This window comes from Pajaroellobacter abortibovis (assembly GCF_001931505.1).
Classification (GTDB): domain Bacteria; phylum Myxococcota_A; class Polyangia; order Polyangiales; family Polyangiaceae; genus Pajaroellobacter; species Pajaroellobacter abortibovis.
The window spans coordinates 665,669-683,644 of the sequence record NZ_CP016908.1 but is presented as its reverse complement, the minus strand read 5'-3'; the positions used below and the strand labels follow the sequence as shown (position 1 = coordinate 683,644).

Below are 17,976 nucleotides of genomic sequence, written 5' to 3'. Positions count from 1 at the left end.
AAATTACATTTTAATGACACAAGTATTTAACGAGAGTGCTCAAGCATCTGACCATGTATTTCATTCTATGCGCCATGTACTTTACCGTCCTCCTTCTACTTGCTTGTTATGGCTTTCATCGCTCCTATCTTGTTTTCACTTGCATGCAACACCGCAAAGAGCTCGATAAGCTCAAAACAGCTGTCTCCCCTTTGACACTAAACGAACTGAAAGACATCCACAAATGCCCTATGCTGACCGTGCAGCTCCCTCTTTACAATGAGGCGACTGTGGCAACGCGACTGCTGGAATACATAGCCCGACTCGAATACCCTCTGGAACGACTAGAAATTCAGGTCCTCGATGACTCGACCGACGAAACCAGGTTCCTCGTGTCAGAGCAACTAAAGGAGATGCGCAAGCAAGGGTTTAACACAATCTACCTCCATCGAACCAACCGAATTGGATACAAAGCCGGGGCACTAGAAGCAGGGCTTCACATCGCTAAAGGGGAACTGATCGCTATTTTCGACGCGGATTTCCTCCCCGATCCCTCTTTCTGCAGGGTGCTGATCCCTCACTTCCAAGATCCGAAGGTAGGGATGGTGCAAGCGCGCTGGGGCCATTTGAACCGAGATTTTTCACTCTTAACCAGAGTCGAAGCGTTAATGCTCGATGGGCATCACCTCGTGGAAAATCGAGCGAGAGTAGGGGCCAACTGGCTGTTCAACTTCTCGGGCACAGGAGGAATTTGGCGAAAAGAAGCGATCGAAAACAGCGGGGGATGGCAACACGATACACTCACGGAAGATCTCGATCTCAGCTATCGCGCCCAACTTGCAGGGTGGAAGTTTATTTATCGCGCAGATATTGTAACACCTGCTGAACTCCCCGAAGAGTTATCGACATTCCGCGCTCAACAGTACCGATGGGCCAAAGGAACAGTCCAGACTGCGCGCAAACTTCTTAAACGCGTTATGAACTCTGATCTCACGCGCTCTCAAAAAGTGGAGGCTTTCTTCCATCTCACCCCTCACTTCGCCTATCCTCTGATGATGATCCTAAGCCTTCTGCTTCTCCCAGCGCTTATCCTGATGCCCGCAACTAACGTCACCATGATGTTGCTGATCGATCTTCCCCTTTGTGTGGGCACCACCGGATCGCTGATGGGTTTCTACATGCTGGCACAGACAGCCCAAGGGAGAAGCGCTAGCGATGCGGTGCGGCTATTACCTGCCTTATTAGCAATCGGAGCAGGGTTAGCTCCTCATTTATCTCAAGGGGTTCTCAAGGGATTTCAGGCACAAGCGGGAGAATTTGTCCGAACCCCCAAAAAGGGAGGACGCTCAAGCCGATATCAAAGCCGAACAGAATTTCCCTTTTTAGAGGCCTTTCTGTGTCTTTTCTCCGTAGGGAGCACCTTTGCTTCTCTTGAAACCAAACATTGGTTTGCAACTCCTTTTGCACTCCTCTTTGCATGTGGATACGGCTACGTCACCTGTTCCATCGTAGGAGAACAAATGAGTCGACGCTCTTCCTATCTTCCACAAAATCCAATGCTCCACCCAACTGCTTCATCTCAAGTCCCCTTAGCCAATTCTCTACAAACAGCTAACCCAACGGGATCTAGTCAAAAGCTTGCCATTTAAAACCAGCTTTGCTTTATACTTCAATCCGTTTTTATTAAATGATTCTATTGCATGCACTAGAGAGTTTCATCTGCTGTTCCACATCGGCAGTCGTTTCTATCCGGAGAGAGGTTCAAAAAATGGGAATGTGCACTGCACGTCCCCCTGCGTAAGCCCTACTCTCATTGATTGCTCTTAATAAAGAAGGGGCTCATGACAAAAGCTGCTATCGTTCACACAATTCATTCACGTCTAGGTGGCTTGTCCAAACAACAATACAGTGCGCTTGTCGATCTTACTTTCAACTTGATCAAAGAGATGTTAATTCAAGGAGAGACGGTCAAGATTCGAGGGTTTGGAAACTTTATCGTCCGGCATAAAAAAAGGAGAAAAGGGCGTGAGCCTCAGACAGGAAATTTACTCTGGATCAGTGAGCGGTGGGTGGTTCTCTTCAAACCCAGTCCACTTTTAAAATCGTTCCTGAACGAACCTTAACTGCAGCATGGATCGCATTGGACAAGTGGCACAACTGCTGGGGATCAAAACCCACGTTATCCGTTATTGGGAACGTGAATTCCCACACCTCCGCCCTTCCAAAAACACAAGTGGACAGCGCATTTATTCTCCCGAAAAAGTCAAGGAGATACAGCGTATCCACCGCTTGCTTCACGTTGAAGGATTCACGATTGCAGGAGCCAAAAAGTACCTGCAAGCACACGAGCAAGGAGAAGAGAGAGAGGGAGCTCTTATACCTAAAGAAATGGAAGGATCGCTTCTTCGTATCCAAGAAGAAATTCAACAATTCCTAGAAGAACTCGAGGAGAAATTTTCCCCCCCATGCTAAAGGACAGGGATATGTCTGGTTTTCACCCTTCTTTACAATCCCTCTTTCCCTTTCTGACCATGGCTATCCTCGGACGGACAGACAAGCTATATGCGGAGGAACCCCCCTCTTCTGGAACTCAACCTTCCCTTACCCTTCCCTCTGGCGATTTCCAGAGGGATTCTACTCACTCATCCACCCCACTCCCCTCGAAGAAGCAAACGATGGATCTCCAGATCGATCCTAATCAAGATAAAGAGAAACTGCGCGCACAAGGGAAAGAGCCAAAAGGTTTCGAAAAGCTTGAAACCAATCCGTTTGACATCTTCAGTGAAGATTGGTGGGGGAACGCCAGACCTATCTTTGAATTTCACGGTTATTTTCGAGTAAGAACAGAGTACCTCAATAACTTCTCTCTAGGGCGTCACGATAGTCCCGGAGACCCTAACAATCCCAATTTATGGCCACAGCCCTTAGACAATTCATACGAGCAAACGTCAGGGAATGAGCGAGCAGTGGCTCTCTGCGATCCGGACAATGCCTCTTGCCATACTCCAGTCCAGTGGGGGGCCAATATGCGTTTCCGTATCAATCCGGAACTCCATATCTCCGACAACCTACGCATCCTCTCTCAGATCGATGCATTGGATAATCTCGTCTTAGGCTCCACTCCAGACACAAGAATTTCACGCGCGAGATTGTCCCCCCAAGAGCAACAGAGAGTCAATCCTTACGCCTCCCAAACGTGGCAAGTGAGTACACAAGGACCCCCTCTTTCCCGCAGCTCGATTGATGTTAAGCGCATGTGGGCAGAGTACGTGAGCCCGATCGGGCAATTGCGCTTCGGACGCATGCCCTTTCATTGGGGCCTCGGGATGATCTACAATGCAGGCGATGGGGTCGATTCAGATTGGCAAACGACCTATGACCGCATTCAGTTCATAAGCGCAATCAAGCCGCTCGACCTTTATGGAGGTCTTTCCTGGGATTTCATGGATGCTGGTGCAATTTACGGCAGCCCTTACGATGTGTATGGGGGGATCCCTTACGACACGTCGAGATTGGACAACGTCAACCAAACCTCCTTTTTCATTGCTAAAAAGCAAGGGCCTGAGCTCCAACGACTCGCCCTCGCTAAAGGAAAACTCGTCACCAATGCCGGTCTGATGTTTCTCTATCGGAACCAATTTCTATCCTATCCCATTATTCCCCCAGGCCCTTCAAGCCCAAACAATGGACTCGAACGCGTCGGCGCCTATTGGCTCAACCCTGACGTCTGGCTTCAACTTCTGTGGCAGAAGCTCCGCTTCGAAGCAGAATTCACAACCCTATGGGGGAGCGTAGAAAAAACACCCGATCTTGAAGATCGCAATAATCCAGTCAAAATCCGTCAGTGGGGTCTAGCCACCCAGACTGAGTTCCGTGCTATGGAAGAAAAATTACGCCTTAACTTTGGATTTGGATGGGCAAGCGGAGATCCGTGGGCCCGTACGCTCAATCCAAGTTCAAGTGGATGGCAAGGTCCTCTGAACGATGGTCGAGGACCTCTCTCCACATTCCGCTTCCACCCCGACTACCGAGTGGATTTAATTTTTTTCCGCAGGATCCTTTCCCGAATCGAAGGGGCTTATTACTTCCGCCCAAGTATTGATTATGATTTCATGCGCCACCCAGATGGTCAAAAGCTCGGTGGAGGGGCTGCCTTTATATGGAGCCGAGCCAGTGAATTTGTACAAACTCCAGGACACAAAAGAGATTTAGGTGCAGAATTAGATTTTCAGTTTTACTATCAATCAAAAGATGGTTCTCTTAATGATGATCCCAACAAAATAGGAGGGTTTTACGGGCTTCTGCAAGCAGGATTATTCTTTCCATTAGGAGGGCTTGGCTATTTGCCCTTGGAGCAAACCTCTAATCTCTCGAACTGGGACACCTCCAATGCTTACACTTTGCGTCTTTTCTTAGGAGTTGTATACTAATGAAGGGGCTAACCTTATCAGATGCCAAAGATACTTATTGTTGACGATCAAAAAAATATGCGCATGACCATGAGCTTAATGCTTAAGGCTGCTGGTTATGAAGTAGAAGAGGCACAAGATGGAGAAAAAGCTTCAGAGTTAGGGAAAACAGGTAAGTTCGATCTCATTTTAACAGATCTGCGCATGGGTTCTAAGGATGGGTTGATGGATGGACTTCAGATCCTGCAGTCTGTCAAGCAAGCGCAACCTTCTACTGCTGTCATGTTGATGACTGCATACGGCAATATCGAAAATGCGGTGGAAGCGATGCGGCTAGGGGCATTTGATTACATTCAAAAACCGTTTACAGAACAAGAACTTCTCAAAAAAGTGGGTCAAGCGCTCGAAAGCAGGCAGCGCGCCCACCCAAACCCTTGGTGGAAAGACAAAGCGCAAGAATGCTTTAAAAACAAAGATATTGTAGGCCGTTCTCTTGCCATCCGCGGTGTGTTGGCGCGCGTCGCACGCATTGCACCGACGGACGCGACAGTATTGATCACAGGTGAAAGCGGAACTGGTAAAGAGTTAGTAGCGAAGGCGTTACACGCTCAATCCCGCCGAGCCAACCGTCCCTTCATTTCGATCAACTGCGCTACCATCTCAGAGACCCTGCTGGACAGTGAGTTGTTCGGCCATGCGCGAGGGGCATTTACAGGAGCAATTACGACACGAAAGGGGCTTTTTGAAGAGGCGGAAGGGGGCACCTTTTTCTTCGACGAAATTGCAGAAACACCGCTCCCCCTGCAGGCGAAACTGCTACGCGCGATTCAAGAAAAAGAGATCCGCCGGATCGGGGAAAATAAACCGATTCAAGTCGATGTGCGGATCATCGCAGCAACCAATCAAGATTTATCCAAGGCGATCGCGACGAAGCAATTCCGCCAAGATCTCTATTACCGCCTTAATGTAGTCCGCTTCCGATTGCCCCCCCTTCGAGAGCGAAAAGAAGATATACCCGATTTACTCAATCTTTTTCTAGATAAATACAACCAACAAACAGAAGGGAAAACCTGGATTGACCAAGACGCGATCACAGCGCTTCAAGAATACGATTTCCCAGGCAATGTTCGAGAACTTGAACACATGGTTGAACAGGCTGTAGCTGTCGTGCAAGAAGGGGTGATCACCGCTGATGATCTCCTACTTCCATCAAGCACATCTTCGAGAATTCCTCAGTTGCCTTCTCCCTCTTCTTCCTCCCATCACCCCCACTTTCACCAAGCACTCACCGATATTGTGGATAAAGCCGAGCGAATAGCGATCGAACAAGCGCTTCGAGAAAGCGAGGGGAATCGAGAACGCGCAGCAGAATTGCTTTCTATTTCCTCCACCACCTTATGGCGCAAGATGAATCGGTTAGGAATTGTCTTCGAAAATCGATCCACCTAGGTTTGCTCTCCACTCGAAACGACCGCTCTCCACCCCTGTGAAGATATGAACTAGCCCATGCACGTAAGCGATTTCCACTACGACCTCTCTGAAGATCTGATCGCTCAAACCCCTCTCCCAGAGCGCGAAAAAGGGAGATTACTGTATATCCCTCCGGCTCGTGGCCCTTTCGTTCACAGTGTGATCAGAGATCTGACCCGTTTCATCCCGCAAGGGTCACTCGTGATCACAAATGACACCCGCGTCATACCAGCGCGGCTCCACGGTAGAAAAAAGCAAACGGGAGGGGCCGTTGAGATCTTGCTCCTCCACCCTACTGAAAAAAACGACTTCGCGCTCAGAGGCCCCCAAGAAGAAAAGTGGCAAGCGATCGGCAAAGCATCCAATCCGATTCAGGCCGGAACGCATGTCGAGATTAGTCCAGATCTTCTGATCATTGTCGAGAGAAAAGAGGCAGGAGGGGTCCTCGAAATCAAGATACAAAGCCAAGGGAAGATGACTGTAACCCAGGCGATCCAAGCGTATGGGAAAACCCCCTTGCCCCCTTATATCAAGCGCCCTTTGCATCCCAACGATCCAATCGATTATCAAACGATCTTCGCCAAATCAGAGGGGGCAGTGGCTGCACCGACTGCAGGGCTACATTTTACGCCTGCACTCGTCCAGCAACTCCACGCGCATGGATGCACTCTAATGTCCTTGTCGCTTCACATAGGACTAGGCACTTTTCAACCTGTAACCGCGGATGACTTCAATCAACATCCCATGCATGCCGAACGACTTCATATTCCTCTCGATACCATCACCTCCCTCCTGCGGGCAAAACAAGAGAAAAACCCTATTGTTGCAATCGGAACAACTGTTGTACGAGCACTTGAAAGTGCTGCAAGCACGATCCTTGGAGAGAAGTGTACTTCACCGATCGAGCAGGAAACCAGGTTGCTAATTCAACCGGGCTACCGTTTTCGAATGGCTGATATGCTTTTCACTAATTTTCACCTCCCGCGTTCTACACTTCTCGCGTTAGTATGTGCTTTTGGTGGAAAAGAAAGAGTGCTCGCCGCTTATCGTGAAGCGGTCACTCAACGTTATCGCTTTTATTCCTATGGAGACGCTATGCTGCTTAGCCGTTCTGCTTCGTCATGGTAGCCCCCTTTACAGATGGATTTGCATTTCACGTACTTGCCACCGATGGCCACGCAAGGCGAAGTATCCTCATCACCCCTCACGGCCCCATTCATCTTCCCACTTTCATGCCGGTCGGAACGCAGGGAAGCATTAAAACATTAACTCCCGAAGAAGTCTTTGCAACAGGCGCTCAGATTATCCTAGGAAACACCTACCACTTAAGTCTCCGTCCAGGACCTCAGCTAATCCAACAACTGGGTGGACTCCATCACTTTATGCAATGGCCTTCAGCCATCCTCACCGATTCTGGAGGTTTTCAAGTTTTCTCACTTGGGGAACAACGCTCATCCCGATTGAGAAATACATGCAAGTCTGCTCAACCCCTAGTTAAGATCACAGAAGAAGGAGTTACCTTTCGCTCCCATCTCGATGGATCGCTTCACCATCTTTCCCCCGAAGAGGCCGTTCGCATTCAAGGAGCGTTAGGAAGTGATATCCAAATGCCTCTTGATCTCTGCCCCTCAGGAAATGCACCACGCCCCGTGGTAGAACAAGCGGTTCTCCAAACCACAGCATGGGCTAAGCGAGCGATAGCGACTCCGCGCTCCCCAAGGCAAGCTCTCTTCGGAATCGTGCAAGGGGGTTGCTTTGCCGACTTACGCCAGCAACATGCCGAAGAACTGGCCGCTCTAGATCCAGGCTTTGATGGGCTAGCACTCGGTGGATTCTCTGTCGGAGAAACGATGGAACAAATGGTTGAAACCCTCGCCCAGATCGCACCGATCCTCGATGCCGAGAGACCCCGTTACCTTATGGGGGTAGGCACCCCGCTGGATCTCCTCGAAGCGATTGAACATGGAATGGATATGTTCGACTGTGTTCTCCCCACACGCAACGCGCGAAACGGACAAGTCTTCACGCACTCTGGAAAACTTTCCATTAAACAAAAACGCTTCAAGCAAGATCCATCTCCTCTCGACCCACGCTGCGCATGTCCAGCCTGCCGATCCGGATTTTCACGCGCTTATCTGAGACACCTCTACCTAAGTCGTGAAATTCTCGTCTTGCGCCTTTTGTCCTTGCACAACTTGCATTTCTACGCACAGCTCATGGCAGAAGCTAGACAGGCGATCTCTTTAAAACGTTATCTTCCTTTTAAACAAGAGTGGAAAAATCGCCTTGAACACGATGCACAATGATAGAATTCATGATTTTTTCCTCCCGATTTCTTGTTGCATTATTTATCATTGTCAGTCATTGAATAGAAAGACTTGCCTAATATCCGTATCGATTCTCCAAATGAGCAGCTAATGGTAGTCAAAGAACCTCGCGCTGGGGATAGAACAACAGTTTTTCCCACCAAAAAGCCGAATTTCGAACCCACCTCCCCTTCTTTACCCAAACGAGGGCAACCGCCTCGAGCAGCACAAGTGAATACCACATCAGTCCGTAATCCCGTTGCGCCTCTGGTTGGATCTCGCATCGCTCCCCCCACAGTTAGAATTCCGAAAAAGCAAACATCCGTGCGTTCACCCTTCTTCTCTGCTCCTCATCCCACCCCTAGACCACCCCATCAATCCCCCTCTCACCCTGTTGCCCCATCCTCTTCCTCCAAACTAAAACAGTGGTATACTGTCATCAAAGGGGCTTCCGTAGGACCGCTGACTCTATCCGAGCTGCAAACAAAAGCAGCGCTTTCTCTCGTCCATGCGGATTCCCTTGTGTGGCGTGAAGGACAAGAACAATGGCTTCCTCTCCACTCCATTCAAGAGCTCTCACCTCTCTTGGCCAAACTACAACGGAGAGCCAACCCCTCTCTGCAGCAAGAGGCGACTTCACGGTTCTCTTCCCCCAAGTCCCAGTCCATCAGAAATGTATCTGCCCAGCAACCAGCAGTACCCATCTCTACATCTCCCCCCCCTTTCTCTGTCCAAGAAACGTCTCCTCCCTCTTCCTTAATCCCTATCCGCAAAAAGGGGATGGCGTTCTCTTCCTGGCTTGGAATCGCTCTCGTTGTGTTTGCAGGGGCTTTCGGCGTCACAGCCACCCAATTCCTTTTTAGCCAAAAAGAAACCAAAGGGAATGCACCCATCTCCACACCTCCTTCTTTCTCTTCCCCTCCTGTTGCCCCCAAGGCATCAACCCACCCCCTTTCCTCCCCCTCTTCAAACCTACTCGATCAGATCCCCCCTCCTCCCCTTGTTTCATCCCCTACCAAGACGCGAGTAAAAGAAGAATCTCATCCTGTTCACACACGAAACACGAAAGAGAAACAGGGGAGAGCACCACCTTCGCCGTCTACCTCTTCCGATCTTTTCAAGGGCTCAGGATCGTTAGGTGTCACGGCCTCCAATTCCAGCGGCCCGCTCACGCATCAATTCTCAGGTCCCCTTACCACCGATCAGCTCAATGAGATTGTCGCTGCTCACAAACTATCCATTCGACGCAACTGTTGGGAGCGATTGGGAAGCGATCTTCCGAGTGCCAAAATTGTGATTAAAGTAGTTATCGGACCGAGAGGACAGGTACAACAAACTACAGCGACAGGAGACAACTCAGTAGTTGCTCAGTGTATCACAAAATCGGTTCGGTCGTGGAAGTTCCCAGCTTCTGGTGAAACGACTACAGTCGATATTCCTTTCAGCTTTGCGCGCCAGTAATCCCTCCTTACCCAACCAACCTTGCTCCCAATTCAACAACTACAAACACAGGCATATCCCCCCCTTTTGGACTTCCATCCACCTCCCCCTGCTTATAGTATCGAGGGGCCTTCTCTCCCCAATGGAGAGTCGCGATCGTAGGAACCCGCAACACAACAAATGAGTCAGAAGTTTTCACATAGCATCTCGCAGGCCAATCGGTTCAAGGGGGAGCGATCGTCATTTCGGGAGGGGCGTGTTGAATTCATGTAGCCACCCACCGCGGAGCGCTCGCAGTAAAAGGGCTCACCTGGGTGGCTTCACCCGGCAGGACTTGACGTGCCTACCCTCGAGAACACCAATCGCTCTTTCAAGAGATTGTAGAGCACGGAGGAGCCGCTGTATTCGCTTATCTACCCCAGAGTTCGGTATATCGGTCTCATTTCTTCTATCGAAACCGGATTTTAGCAGCTCTTACACAGGTCGTTCTTGTGCTCCAAGCAGGTACCCCTCCGGCGCTCTCAATACCTCGAAATAGGCTTTATAAGGATGACAAACCCCTTCTCACGAAATTTGCTGCGTGCCTTCTTCTCTCTATCAAAAGTTTCTCAACGGCCCTCTGTTCCTCTCCTCTCCTTGCCCAACCCAGCGAGCACACTGCCCTTCCAAACTTCCAAAGGGAGCAGGCAAATCGCTTGCCATCCTCTTCTCTCCACCGATCCACTCACCGCTCTTGGTCGCCAAAAGAGGCAAAACTCATCAGTGTTACCCACCATGCATCTCAACAAAAAGATGAAATGATAGTTCAATCTGGATTTCCCACAAGTGTGGTCGCTAGCATACTCTTGACGTTGACATTGGAGTACGTAGTACTAGAGGAACCTAAAGGATTTTTTCGCTTTTCCATCGATATGCCATAACATTCATTATCCCGCTAATCTGTCCAACTCACATCGAAGTGATCAACCCCTCCATCATGTAAGACAACCGCTCTTCTTTCCTTTTCTTTTTATCCTGCGCGCTTTGCCTAAAGGACATTCCCAGAATGCAAAAAACACTCATTGTGGTGGAATCCCCCACGAAAGCAAAAACCATCAAACGATACTTAGGCTCACAATTCGAAGTGATCGCTTCAAAAGGTCATATTAAAGACCTTCCCAAGAAGATGGGGATCGACATTGAAAACAACTTTCAAGAAACCTATGAGCTGATCAAAGGGAAAGAGAAATTTATTGATGAGTTAAAAGCAGCCGCCAAAAAAGCGCAATTGGTCCTCTTAGCGACTGACCCTGATCGAGAAGGAGAAGCGATTGCGTGGCATATCGCAGAAGAGCTGCGCTCCTTAAAAAATAAACCTAAGCGGGTTGAGTTTCATGAGGTCACCCAAAAAGGGATTAATCAAGGGGTCAATCACCCGCGCGCCCTCAACAAGCACCTCTATGAAGCACAGCGAGCGCGACGCATCGTAGACCGCATCGTAGGATATGATGTCTCTTCACTTGTATGGTCCAAACTCGCTTTTGGACTTTCTGCAGGTCGGGTACAGAGCGTTACCCTCCGCCTTATTGTAGATCGAGAGCGTGAGATTGATTCGTTTGTACCAGTTGAGTACTGGAATTGTGCAGCAGCGCTCGCCCCTCAAGAGATAGATACCCCTCCTAAAAAAGGAGAGACCTCTCCTCAAAAGCCTTTTGTCTTTATTGCACGCCTCCACACTAAAAATGGAGAACGTTTCTCGGTTTCTAAAGAGGAAACAGCACTCACCGTACGGGATGCTCTCGAAAAGGCTTCGTACCAGGTCTCTAAAGTAACCAAAAGCGAACGCAAGCGCCGTCCACCTCCCCCGTACACAACGAGCAAACTGCAGCAAGATGCTGTTAATCGGCTTGGATTTGCAGCCAAGCGCACAATGCAGATTGCCCAAGCGCTCTACGAAGGGATTGAATTGGATCCAAAAGCCGGAACGACAGGACTCATCACATACATGCGTACAGATTCTACCCGCATTGCTCCCGAAGCTATCGAAGAGGCGCGAACCTGGATCGTACAACACTACGGCCCTCCCTTTATCCCCCCTACCCCTCCTCTTTTTAAAACCAAAAAAGGGGTACAAGATGCCCATGAAGCGATCCGCCCCACTTCTCTCGAATTCCCTCCAGAAGCCATTCGAAAGTATTTAAAGGAAGAGCAGTATAAGCTGTACAAATTGATTTGGGATCGATTCCTCGCAAGCCAGATGAAGGAAGCGAGTGACCATCAGACGACAGTAGAAATTACAGCAATCCCTCCCCAAAAAGGGGGGGATCAGTACGGACTGCGAGCGACTGGCCGAATCTTAAAATTCGCTGGTTGGCTTGAGATTTATAGACAGGGGGAAAAGGAACCGGTAGATCCTAAATTGGCTGGAGAAGAAGAAATGCAGGAGGAAGAGAAAAAAGATCCTCTGGAACTTCAATCCTCTTCAGAGAATAATAGCAACACCCCCCTCCCTCCTCTTAAGGAAAGGGAGGCTTTAACGCTGATCACCCCCCCAGGAGTGCTAACCGAACAGAAATTTACCCAACCACCACCACGCTATACAGAAGCGTCTCTCGTCCGAGAACTGGAAGAGCGGGGGATCGGACGCCCAAGCACCTATGCCGAAATCATCAGCAAAGTGCAGGCGAGAGATTACGTGGAAAAGATAGAAGGGGGTCGATTCCAACCAAAAGCGCTGGGAAAGTTTGTTGTCGATGGACTGATCCGAAGCAAGCTGGACTTTATGGATCCGAGCTTTACATCACATATGGAAGAAGAGTTGGATGCGATCGAATCCGGAGCGCTGGAACGCACCTCTCTTCTCAAACGCTTTTACGAGCGCTTCCGGATGCAGCTCGAAGAAGGGAAAAAAGAGAAGCGTTGGAACCCGGAACCTCAGCCGACGGGAAAACTATGTGAGGTTTGTGGAAAAGGAGAGATGCTCAAGCGATGGGCTAAGAACGGGTGGTTTCTGGGCTGTTCACAATATCCAGCGTGCAAACATACCCGCAATTTAGGCCCCGATGGTAATGAGATCATGACTCCTACCCTTGCACAACACAACGATATTGCCTGCGATCAATGCGGAAAACCGATGATGATTAGGGCTGGTCGATTCGGAGAGTTTATGTCCTGCACGGGATATCCCCAATGCAAAAGCACCCGAGCGATTCCCTTAGGGGTTCAATGCCCGGAGTGCGGTGGGAAATTAATCGAGGTAAAACCCAAAAAGAAAGGGGGAAGAACTTTCTATGGATGCTCGCAGTACAACCACGAGACAACAAAGTGCACATTTAAGATCTGGCAAAAGCCGATTCCAGAAGCTTGCCCTCAATGCCAAACTCCTCTCCTCATCCAGGGGGGTACAAAAACCAAACCATCCATAATGTGCATCCACAAAAGCTGTGGCTATAAGCGAGCACCAGAACCAGCATCGTAGGCGAGCAGCGTACCCCATCGGATGGGCCCTCCTTTGGCGATCCACCCTTCCGCAAGGGATTGTTCCCCAAGCAGGACAACAGTAGACCCGAGATGAAAAACCCCAATTTCGTCTCCTTTTTCAAAAAGCAAAGGGGGATCAAACCGGTGAAGGCCAAAAGGGACATCGCGCCCGTGAACAGCCCTCATAGTAATACGCCCTACGATCATTGCAGCTACCATAATGAGCGTCACGCATCCCAAATGGGATTCTGGAAGCGTGTCCAGGGTAAATACCACCCGACGATTCCGAACAAAGAGTTGCTTGACTGATCGAACTCCCCACGAATTGACGGGATAGTAGTCCCCAGACAGTGAATGGACTGAACGCAAGCATCCGCTTACAGGGGCGTGGACCCGATGGTAATCAGCAGGAGAAAGATAGATCACACATCCTATCCCCCCTCGATAGCGCTTCGCTCCTTGTTCATCTCCGATCAAATCTTTCACCCGATAGGGCTGCCCTTTCACTTGAAAGACTGTGTTTTCCCCTTCAATGCGACTGATCGATTCAAGGCACCCATCTGCAGGACTCACCAATCCATGGGGATGCAAGTCTACAGGCCGAACTTCCGGCCGAAGTTTTCGAGTAAAGAAAGCATCAAAGCAAGACCACCCTTCTTGCTGGACACATTCGCTCAAATCCACACCATAAACCTGCCCATACCACCGGACGATAGCTTTCCCTAAAGCGGGAGACCATGGATAATCCGCTAAACAACCGAACAACCGGGTAATCGCTCGACGAGGCAGCACCCGCAAAAACGGTACACTCAAACGAGAAAAAAGAGAGTTCATGGATCCAACCGAGCCCTTCGTGCATTCAACCATATAACTAAAAACAGATATTATCCTTAACCTTAAATGAACTCCTCTTCTGAGAGAAGAATTCGTATCGGCTTTTCGCCCGGAGATGACAACTCCCCAACTCTTTCTCTTCCCCCTCCGTCATCCATAGACAACCAAAGAGCAGATTTGAAGGACAGCACCTATTTTCGCCTCCCAATCAAGTTGAGTTGTTTTCTAACTTTCTCGTGATTGGAACTACCCCATGAAACATACCCCAACGGGAGAGAGAGCGCAGTCCACCATGAAATCGCGAAATAAGATGCAAATCGTTTAAGCAGATGAGTTATATACCCCTCGATCCATTCGGAGGAAAGCACAGGGCTCAAGTTTTCTTCTTGAAGCGCATCCCCAAGAAAGATACGCTGCTACCTACCATCATTAATAGCTTGAGCCGGTGGAGCCCCTCCACATGTTCGCTGAATGATAGACTGCATTCCTCCTGCAACCTAAGTCAGCTCGACAAGAGACCACCCCGCACGAGGAGAAATAGCTGTAGCGCGAAATGGAGCAGAGGTTCTCTTTTCTTTTTTTGCATAAACTCTTGGGTTTGTTTTGGCCGTCTTCTCGATGGTCTGCAAGCATCTGCTCAGAGACTCATATTCAGTCTCCCTAGACTCGTAAGCGTGCCTCAATACGAAGAGAATTGACTTTTGGATCCTTTGGACAATGTACAGAACCCCCATCGTCTACATCCACGCTCTCCTCTTCGCCTTCGTCTACATCCAACTCTTGATGTTGACCAGAAGAGGTACCCCAGAAAACTATCCCCACACTCCCACACACACAAAGCAAATCAATCCCCCTAATCCATAAGGAAGCTCTATCATCATAGAGCTTCCTCATCTAGGCTACTGCAAGGTACGCACTTCCTTTTTCTGTATCTCCAAGATTACTTTGGAAATAACCAGAGCACCGAGATATTATAAAGATAAGGCCGCATTCCTTTGCTGTAACATGCTTCAATCTTGATGCAACTACATCCTTGTCAGAGTTATTCAAATTAATACTTCCAAGTTCAAGATCACGATCTTCAAAAACGAAATCGTGCCTTTGTGTATCTAAACTTTTTTTTTACTAAATCATCAAAGAAAGACCTTAGATCATTTTGATGAAGCGGACGTGGAATCGTTCGATCCCCACTCTTTCTAAAGAAATTTATCATTATATCCTCCTCCTTGATAAAGGAAACAGGAAAAGGAGCTAATTTGCATGTTTTATCACTTATAGCATCCACTTGATCGGAAGGAATACAATTCAATTGTGCAAGCGGTTGTTCTGATAGCAATTCAGCCTCAGCAAATATCCCAGTGTCACTAGGGTTGAATCCTTTACTTGATTTATTTTCAGCTTGCTCTCAATATCACACATGCAAGCTATCATGTCGTCACTAGCGATTAAAGCCCAAGCAACATACAGGCTAGTATTCGGAACCATTCTTAGGGCTATTGTTATTCCCAGGGTCTTGCTTGTGGTCTAGAGGCTTTCTCCCTCTCCTGTTTTGTTATTGGGTTCGTTTTCTTGTAGCTGTTCATTTACCTCTTTTGGGCCTGCAGAGTTGAGAGCAGAAGAGCCACAGTGAAACAACCCCAATAAGCATCTCGATAAGCAAGCATTTTTTATTTTAACCTTTATAGATAAGTACTTAATGTATGATTGCTGGTTATTACATCGTAGAAATCATCCCCCTCCTCCCTAATTAAAAGGTGGAGGGAAGATCGCAAGCAACCACCTGAGTTTTATTGCTTCCGTCCATCCGAGAAATGATGAGAGACTGGATTTTAAACACAGGACCACAAGCCCCCTTGCCAAGTTTTTGTATGGCCTCTTGAACCCTCCATGGCTGATATCTGCCAAGAACAAATTGCCCCAATTGGAGACGCACATTGGCTGCCATTGAAGTCAATACATAAGCGGAAGCAGATGTCTGAAGCCTTGTCACTAAGGGTGTGACCCTCTCCGCCTTAAGAGTAGCAATGACCCTTCCATCTCGTTGAACAGAATTCGTAAGACCGCTGTCATTCCTATTATCCACCACGAGAAAGATGGTTTGAGGCCCGCCTGGTGTATGACACAATCGATCGATGAGCCCTTGCATATCTGAAACAGGAACACCCCCAATTCGCAATAAAGACCAAAGAGCAACCTCAGAGTTGGCAGAAATAGGGGCAGGAGTAAAGGAATACGCTAGACCATCATTCTTATGCCTGGTTACACCGTTATTTCTAAGCCCCTGCAAGCAGCCACCTATTTTCTCATTCGCAACCATTTTCCCTGTTACAATAAGGGTTGTAGGCTTGCCTTCAGCATCGCCGCCACCAAGGTCGCCAGCGCTGTCGCCACCAGTACGGCCGCCACCAGCATCGCCGCCACTATTATGATCCGTCTTGTCGTCGCCCGAGGGGCCTTTATTCCCGCCTCCCTCGCCTTTAGAAGGGTCTCGCGAATCCGAACCTCTCTCTTCTTCCTCTTCCCCATCCGCCGACTCAGGAGCACCCAAAGAGGTAGAACTACAATGTACACCCATCAGGCATAAAAAGTTAATCGCACATACCCAGCCACAAAAATGTTTATTTAAGAAAATCATTCTATTACCTAAGCGGGACTCTAAGAGAGAAAGTGAAATCAACTAGTCCTACAGCCTCAACTTCTTTTTGACTCACCAGACGTCCTTGCTTTATACATGACCTGTTTCATTTCATATGCAAGGATCCCTTTTTATCCCTTCCATCAAAAGATCGAAGTACACCTCTTAGTATAAACTAAAATGCCCAAGTTGCAACCGATCATCCGCTCCCTTTCATTCCGTTTGCTGATCACCATCGTGCTCGCCTTCTGGCTAGTTGATTTCATGCCAGCCAGGATGCAGCAATTCTTCTATGCAATTAGTCTGAGTTTAAAAGAACTATTGCTCTTGATGATGCCTTTGATTGTGTTCAGTTCCGTTTTCTTCGCTTTTGTAAAAATTCGAGGGCACGCTTTTTTACTCGCTGTGCTCTTGTTGATAAGTATTGTCTCCTCCAATCTGTTCAGCGTCATCCTCGCGGGAACTGTCAGCCGTTGGATGGTCTTTCAAGAAGTCCCCTTCCAAAATACAATCGATATCCAAGCTGATCTGCTCGTACCCCTGTGGCAGTTCTCTTTTCCTAAATTGATCTCGAGCCATAACGCCCTTTTGCTTGCTTTTATCCTCGCGATGTTCAGCGCTCAGAAATCGATTTTACACGTAGCAAAAGGTACTGAACAATGCGCCAATTTCTTCCTGAAGAAAATCTTTCTCCCCCTTTTGCCATTCTTTATCTTCGGCTTTATCATCAAAATGGTGCACGACCATATGATTGGTAGGCTGCTTTCTTTTTACCCTCAAGCTGTCCTTGCCATGATAGGGCTCTTGGCTTCCTATGAAATCCTGCTCTTCTGCGGATCTGTCTTTTTGGCACGGCAGTCTCCTGTAATCGTCGGCCGAAACCTACTCCCCCCCGCCATCGCGGCATTCACAACCATGTCCAGTGCCGCAGCACTCCCTTTTTCTATCAAGGCTGCAGAACAAAACACACGCAACCAAGAGATAGCGAGTTCTGTGATGCCTCTCACTGTCAACATCCATATGATCGGGGATGCCCTCTGTATTCCCAGCATGGCTATGCTGATGCTCGCCCTGTTTGGCTACCCCATGCCGAGCATTAATCAATATGCAGTGTTTGCGCTCTCCTTCGTGATCACGAAGTTTTCAGGGGCAGGTGTTCCTGGCGGGAGCATTTTAATCATGATCCCTGTCCTCGAGAAGACCTTGGGATTCAATCCGGAGATGATTGCGCTGATCACTATTTTCTACATGATCATGGACCCTATCACCACCTCAGGAAATGTGATAGGGAACAATCTCTTCGTCATCTATTTCCACAAACTGTTCCAACATGTAGCCCAATGGGTAGAAACCAGAAGAGAGGAGAGGACAGCACCCAACTGACCTCATAGTATAGTCATAGCGTTAGCCAACAGATCGGTCTAACGATTTCCTTTCTTAAAGG

14 protein-coding genes and 1 pseudogene are annotated in these 17,976 nt (G+C 48.6%); 11 read left to right on the top strand and 4 right to left on the bottom strand.

What is annotated here, in order from left to right; translation table 11 throughout:
- Positions 1-35: 35 nt before the first annotated feature.
- The 8 genes from BCY86_RS03420 to BCY86_RS03385 all read left to right on the top strand — a co-directional run bounded on the left by BCY86_RS03420 (position 36) and on the right by BCY86_RS03385 (position 9,625).
- Positions 36-1,628 carry a glycosyltransferase gene (locus tag BCY86_RS03420; RefSeq protein WP_075276465.1) on the top strand — a complete coding sequence of 531 codons (1,593 nt, stop codon included), beginning with the start codon at positions 36-38 and terminating at the stop codon, positions 1,626-1,628.
- Positions 1,629-1,820: 192 nt separating this feature from the next.
- Positions 1,821-2,102 carry an integration host factor subunit alpha gene (locus BCY86_RS03415; protein ID WP_075276464.1) on the top strand — a complete coding sequence of 94 codons (282 nt, stop codon included), beginning with the start codon at positions 1,821-1,823 and terminating at the stop codon, positions 2,100-2,102.
- Positions 2,103-2,109: 7 nt separating this feature from the next.
- Positions 2,110-2,451 carry a MerR family transcriptional regulator gene (locus tag BCY86_RS03410; RefSeq protein WP_075276463.1) on the top strand — a complete coding sequence of 114 codons (342 nt, stop codon included), beginning with the start codon at positions 2,110-2,112 and terminating at the stop codon, positions 2,449-2,451.
- Positions 2,445-4,409, top strand: coding sequence for a TIGR04551 family protein (locus BCY86_RS03405; RefSeq protein ID WP_083604161.1), 1,965 nt, complete (start codon positions 2,445-2,447; stop codon positions 4,407-4,409). The genes BCY86_RS03410 and BCY86_RS03405 overlap by 7 nt, the downstream gene beginning before the upstream one ends.
- Positions 4,410-4,430: 21 nt before the next feature.
- Complete coding sequence (locus BCY86_RS03400; RefSeq protein WP_075276461.1) at positions 4,431-5,837, top strand: sigma-54-dependent transcriptional regulator; 1,407 nt, start codon at positions 4,431-4,433, stop codon at positions 5,835-5,837.
- A 57-nt stretch (positions 5,838-5,894) separates the two neighbouring features.
- Positions 5,895-6,986, top strand: a complete 1,092-nt coding sequence (gene queA, locus BCY86_RS03395; protein WP_075276460.1) for a tRNA preQ1(34) S-adenosylmethionine ribosyltransferase-isomerase QueA — start codon at positions 5,895-5,897, stop codon at positions 6,984-6,986.
- Positions 6,980-8,164: a tRNA guanosine(34) transglycosylase Tgt gene (tgt, locus tag BCY86_RS03390; RefSeq protein ID WP_075276459.1), complete on the top strand. Its 1,185-nt coding sequence runs from the start codon at positions 6,980-6,982 to the stop codon at positions 8,162-8,164. Before queA ends, tgt begins: the two co-directional genes overlap by 7 nt.
- Positions 8,165-8,236: 72 nt before the next feature.
- Positions 8,237-9,625: a GYF domain-containing protein gene (locus BCY86_RS03385; protein ID WP_156865036.1), complete on the top strand. Its 1,389-nt coding sequence runs from the start codon at positions 8,237-8,239 to the stop codon at positions 9,623-9,625.
- Positions 9,626-9,632: 7 nt separating this feature from the next.
- On the opposite strand, the gene BCY86_RS09670 is transcribed toward BCY86_RS03385, so the two are convergent.
- Entirely contained in the window at positions 9,633-9,803 is a 171-nt protein-coding gene (locus BCY86_RS09670; RefSeq protein WP_156865035.1) for a hypothetical protein, read from the bottom strand.
- Between the two features lie 154 nt (positions 9,804-9,957).
- Between BCY86_RS09670 and BCY86_RS10720 the strand changes: the two are divergent.
- Together BCY86_RS10720 and topA are read left to right on the top strand one after the other, a co-directional pair.
- Positions 9,958-10,524: pseudogene (locus BCY86_RS10720) on the top strand (DNA-processing protein DprA); the annotation flags it as partial.
- A 125-nt stretch (positions 10,525-10,649) separates the two neighbouring features.
- A complete protein-coding gene (gene topA / locus BCY86_RS03375) occupies positions 10,650-13,061 on the top strand; it encodes a type I DNA topoisomerase (protein ID WP_075276456.1) in 2,412 nt (803 codons plus the stop codon).
- Here topA and asd read toward each other — a convergent pair.
- The 3 genes from asd to BCY86_RS03355 all read right to left on the bottom strand — a co-directional run bounded on the left by asd (position 13,031) and on the right by BCY86_RS03355 (position 16,532).
- Complete coding sequence (gene asd / locus BCY86_RS03370; RefSeq protein WP_172824788.1) at positions 13,031-13,897, bottom strand: archaetidylserine decarboxylase; 867 nt, start codon at positions 13,895-13,897, stop codon at positions 13,031-13,033. The genes topA and asd overlap by 31 nt on opposite strands.
- A gap of 660 nt (positions 13,898-14,557) precedes the next feature.
- Complete coding sequence (locus tag BCY86_RS10050; protein WP_075276454.1) at positions 14,558-14,791, bottom strand: hypothetical protein; 234 nt, start codon at positions 14,789-14,791, stop codon at positions 14,558-14,560.
- Between the two features lie 853 nt (positions 14,792-15,644).
- Positions 15,645-16,532, bottom strand: coding sequence for a hypothetical protein (locus BCY86_RS03355; protein WP_172824787.1), 888 nt, complete (start codon positions 16,530-16,532; stop codon positions 15,645-15,647).
- A 180-nt stretch (positions 16,533-16,712) separates the two neighbouring features.
- Here BCY86_RS03355 and BCY86_RS03350 point away from each other — a divergent pair, with 180 nt between their 5' ends.
- Complete coding sequence (locus tag BCY86_RS03350; protein WP_075276452.1) at positions 16,713-17,915, top strand: cation:dicarboxylate symporter family transporter; 1,203 nt, start codon at positions 16,713-16,715, stop codon at positions 17,913-17,915.
- The last annotated feature ends 61 nt before the right edge of the window (positions 17,916-17,976 follow it).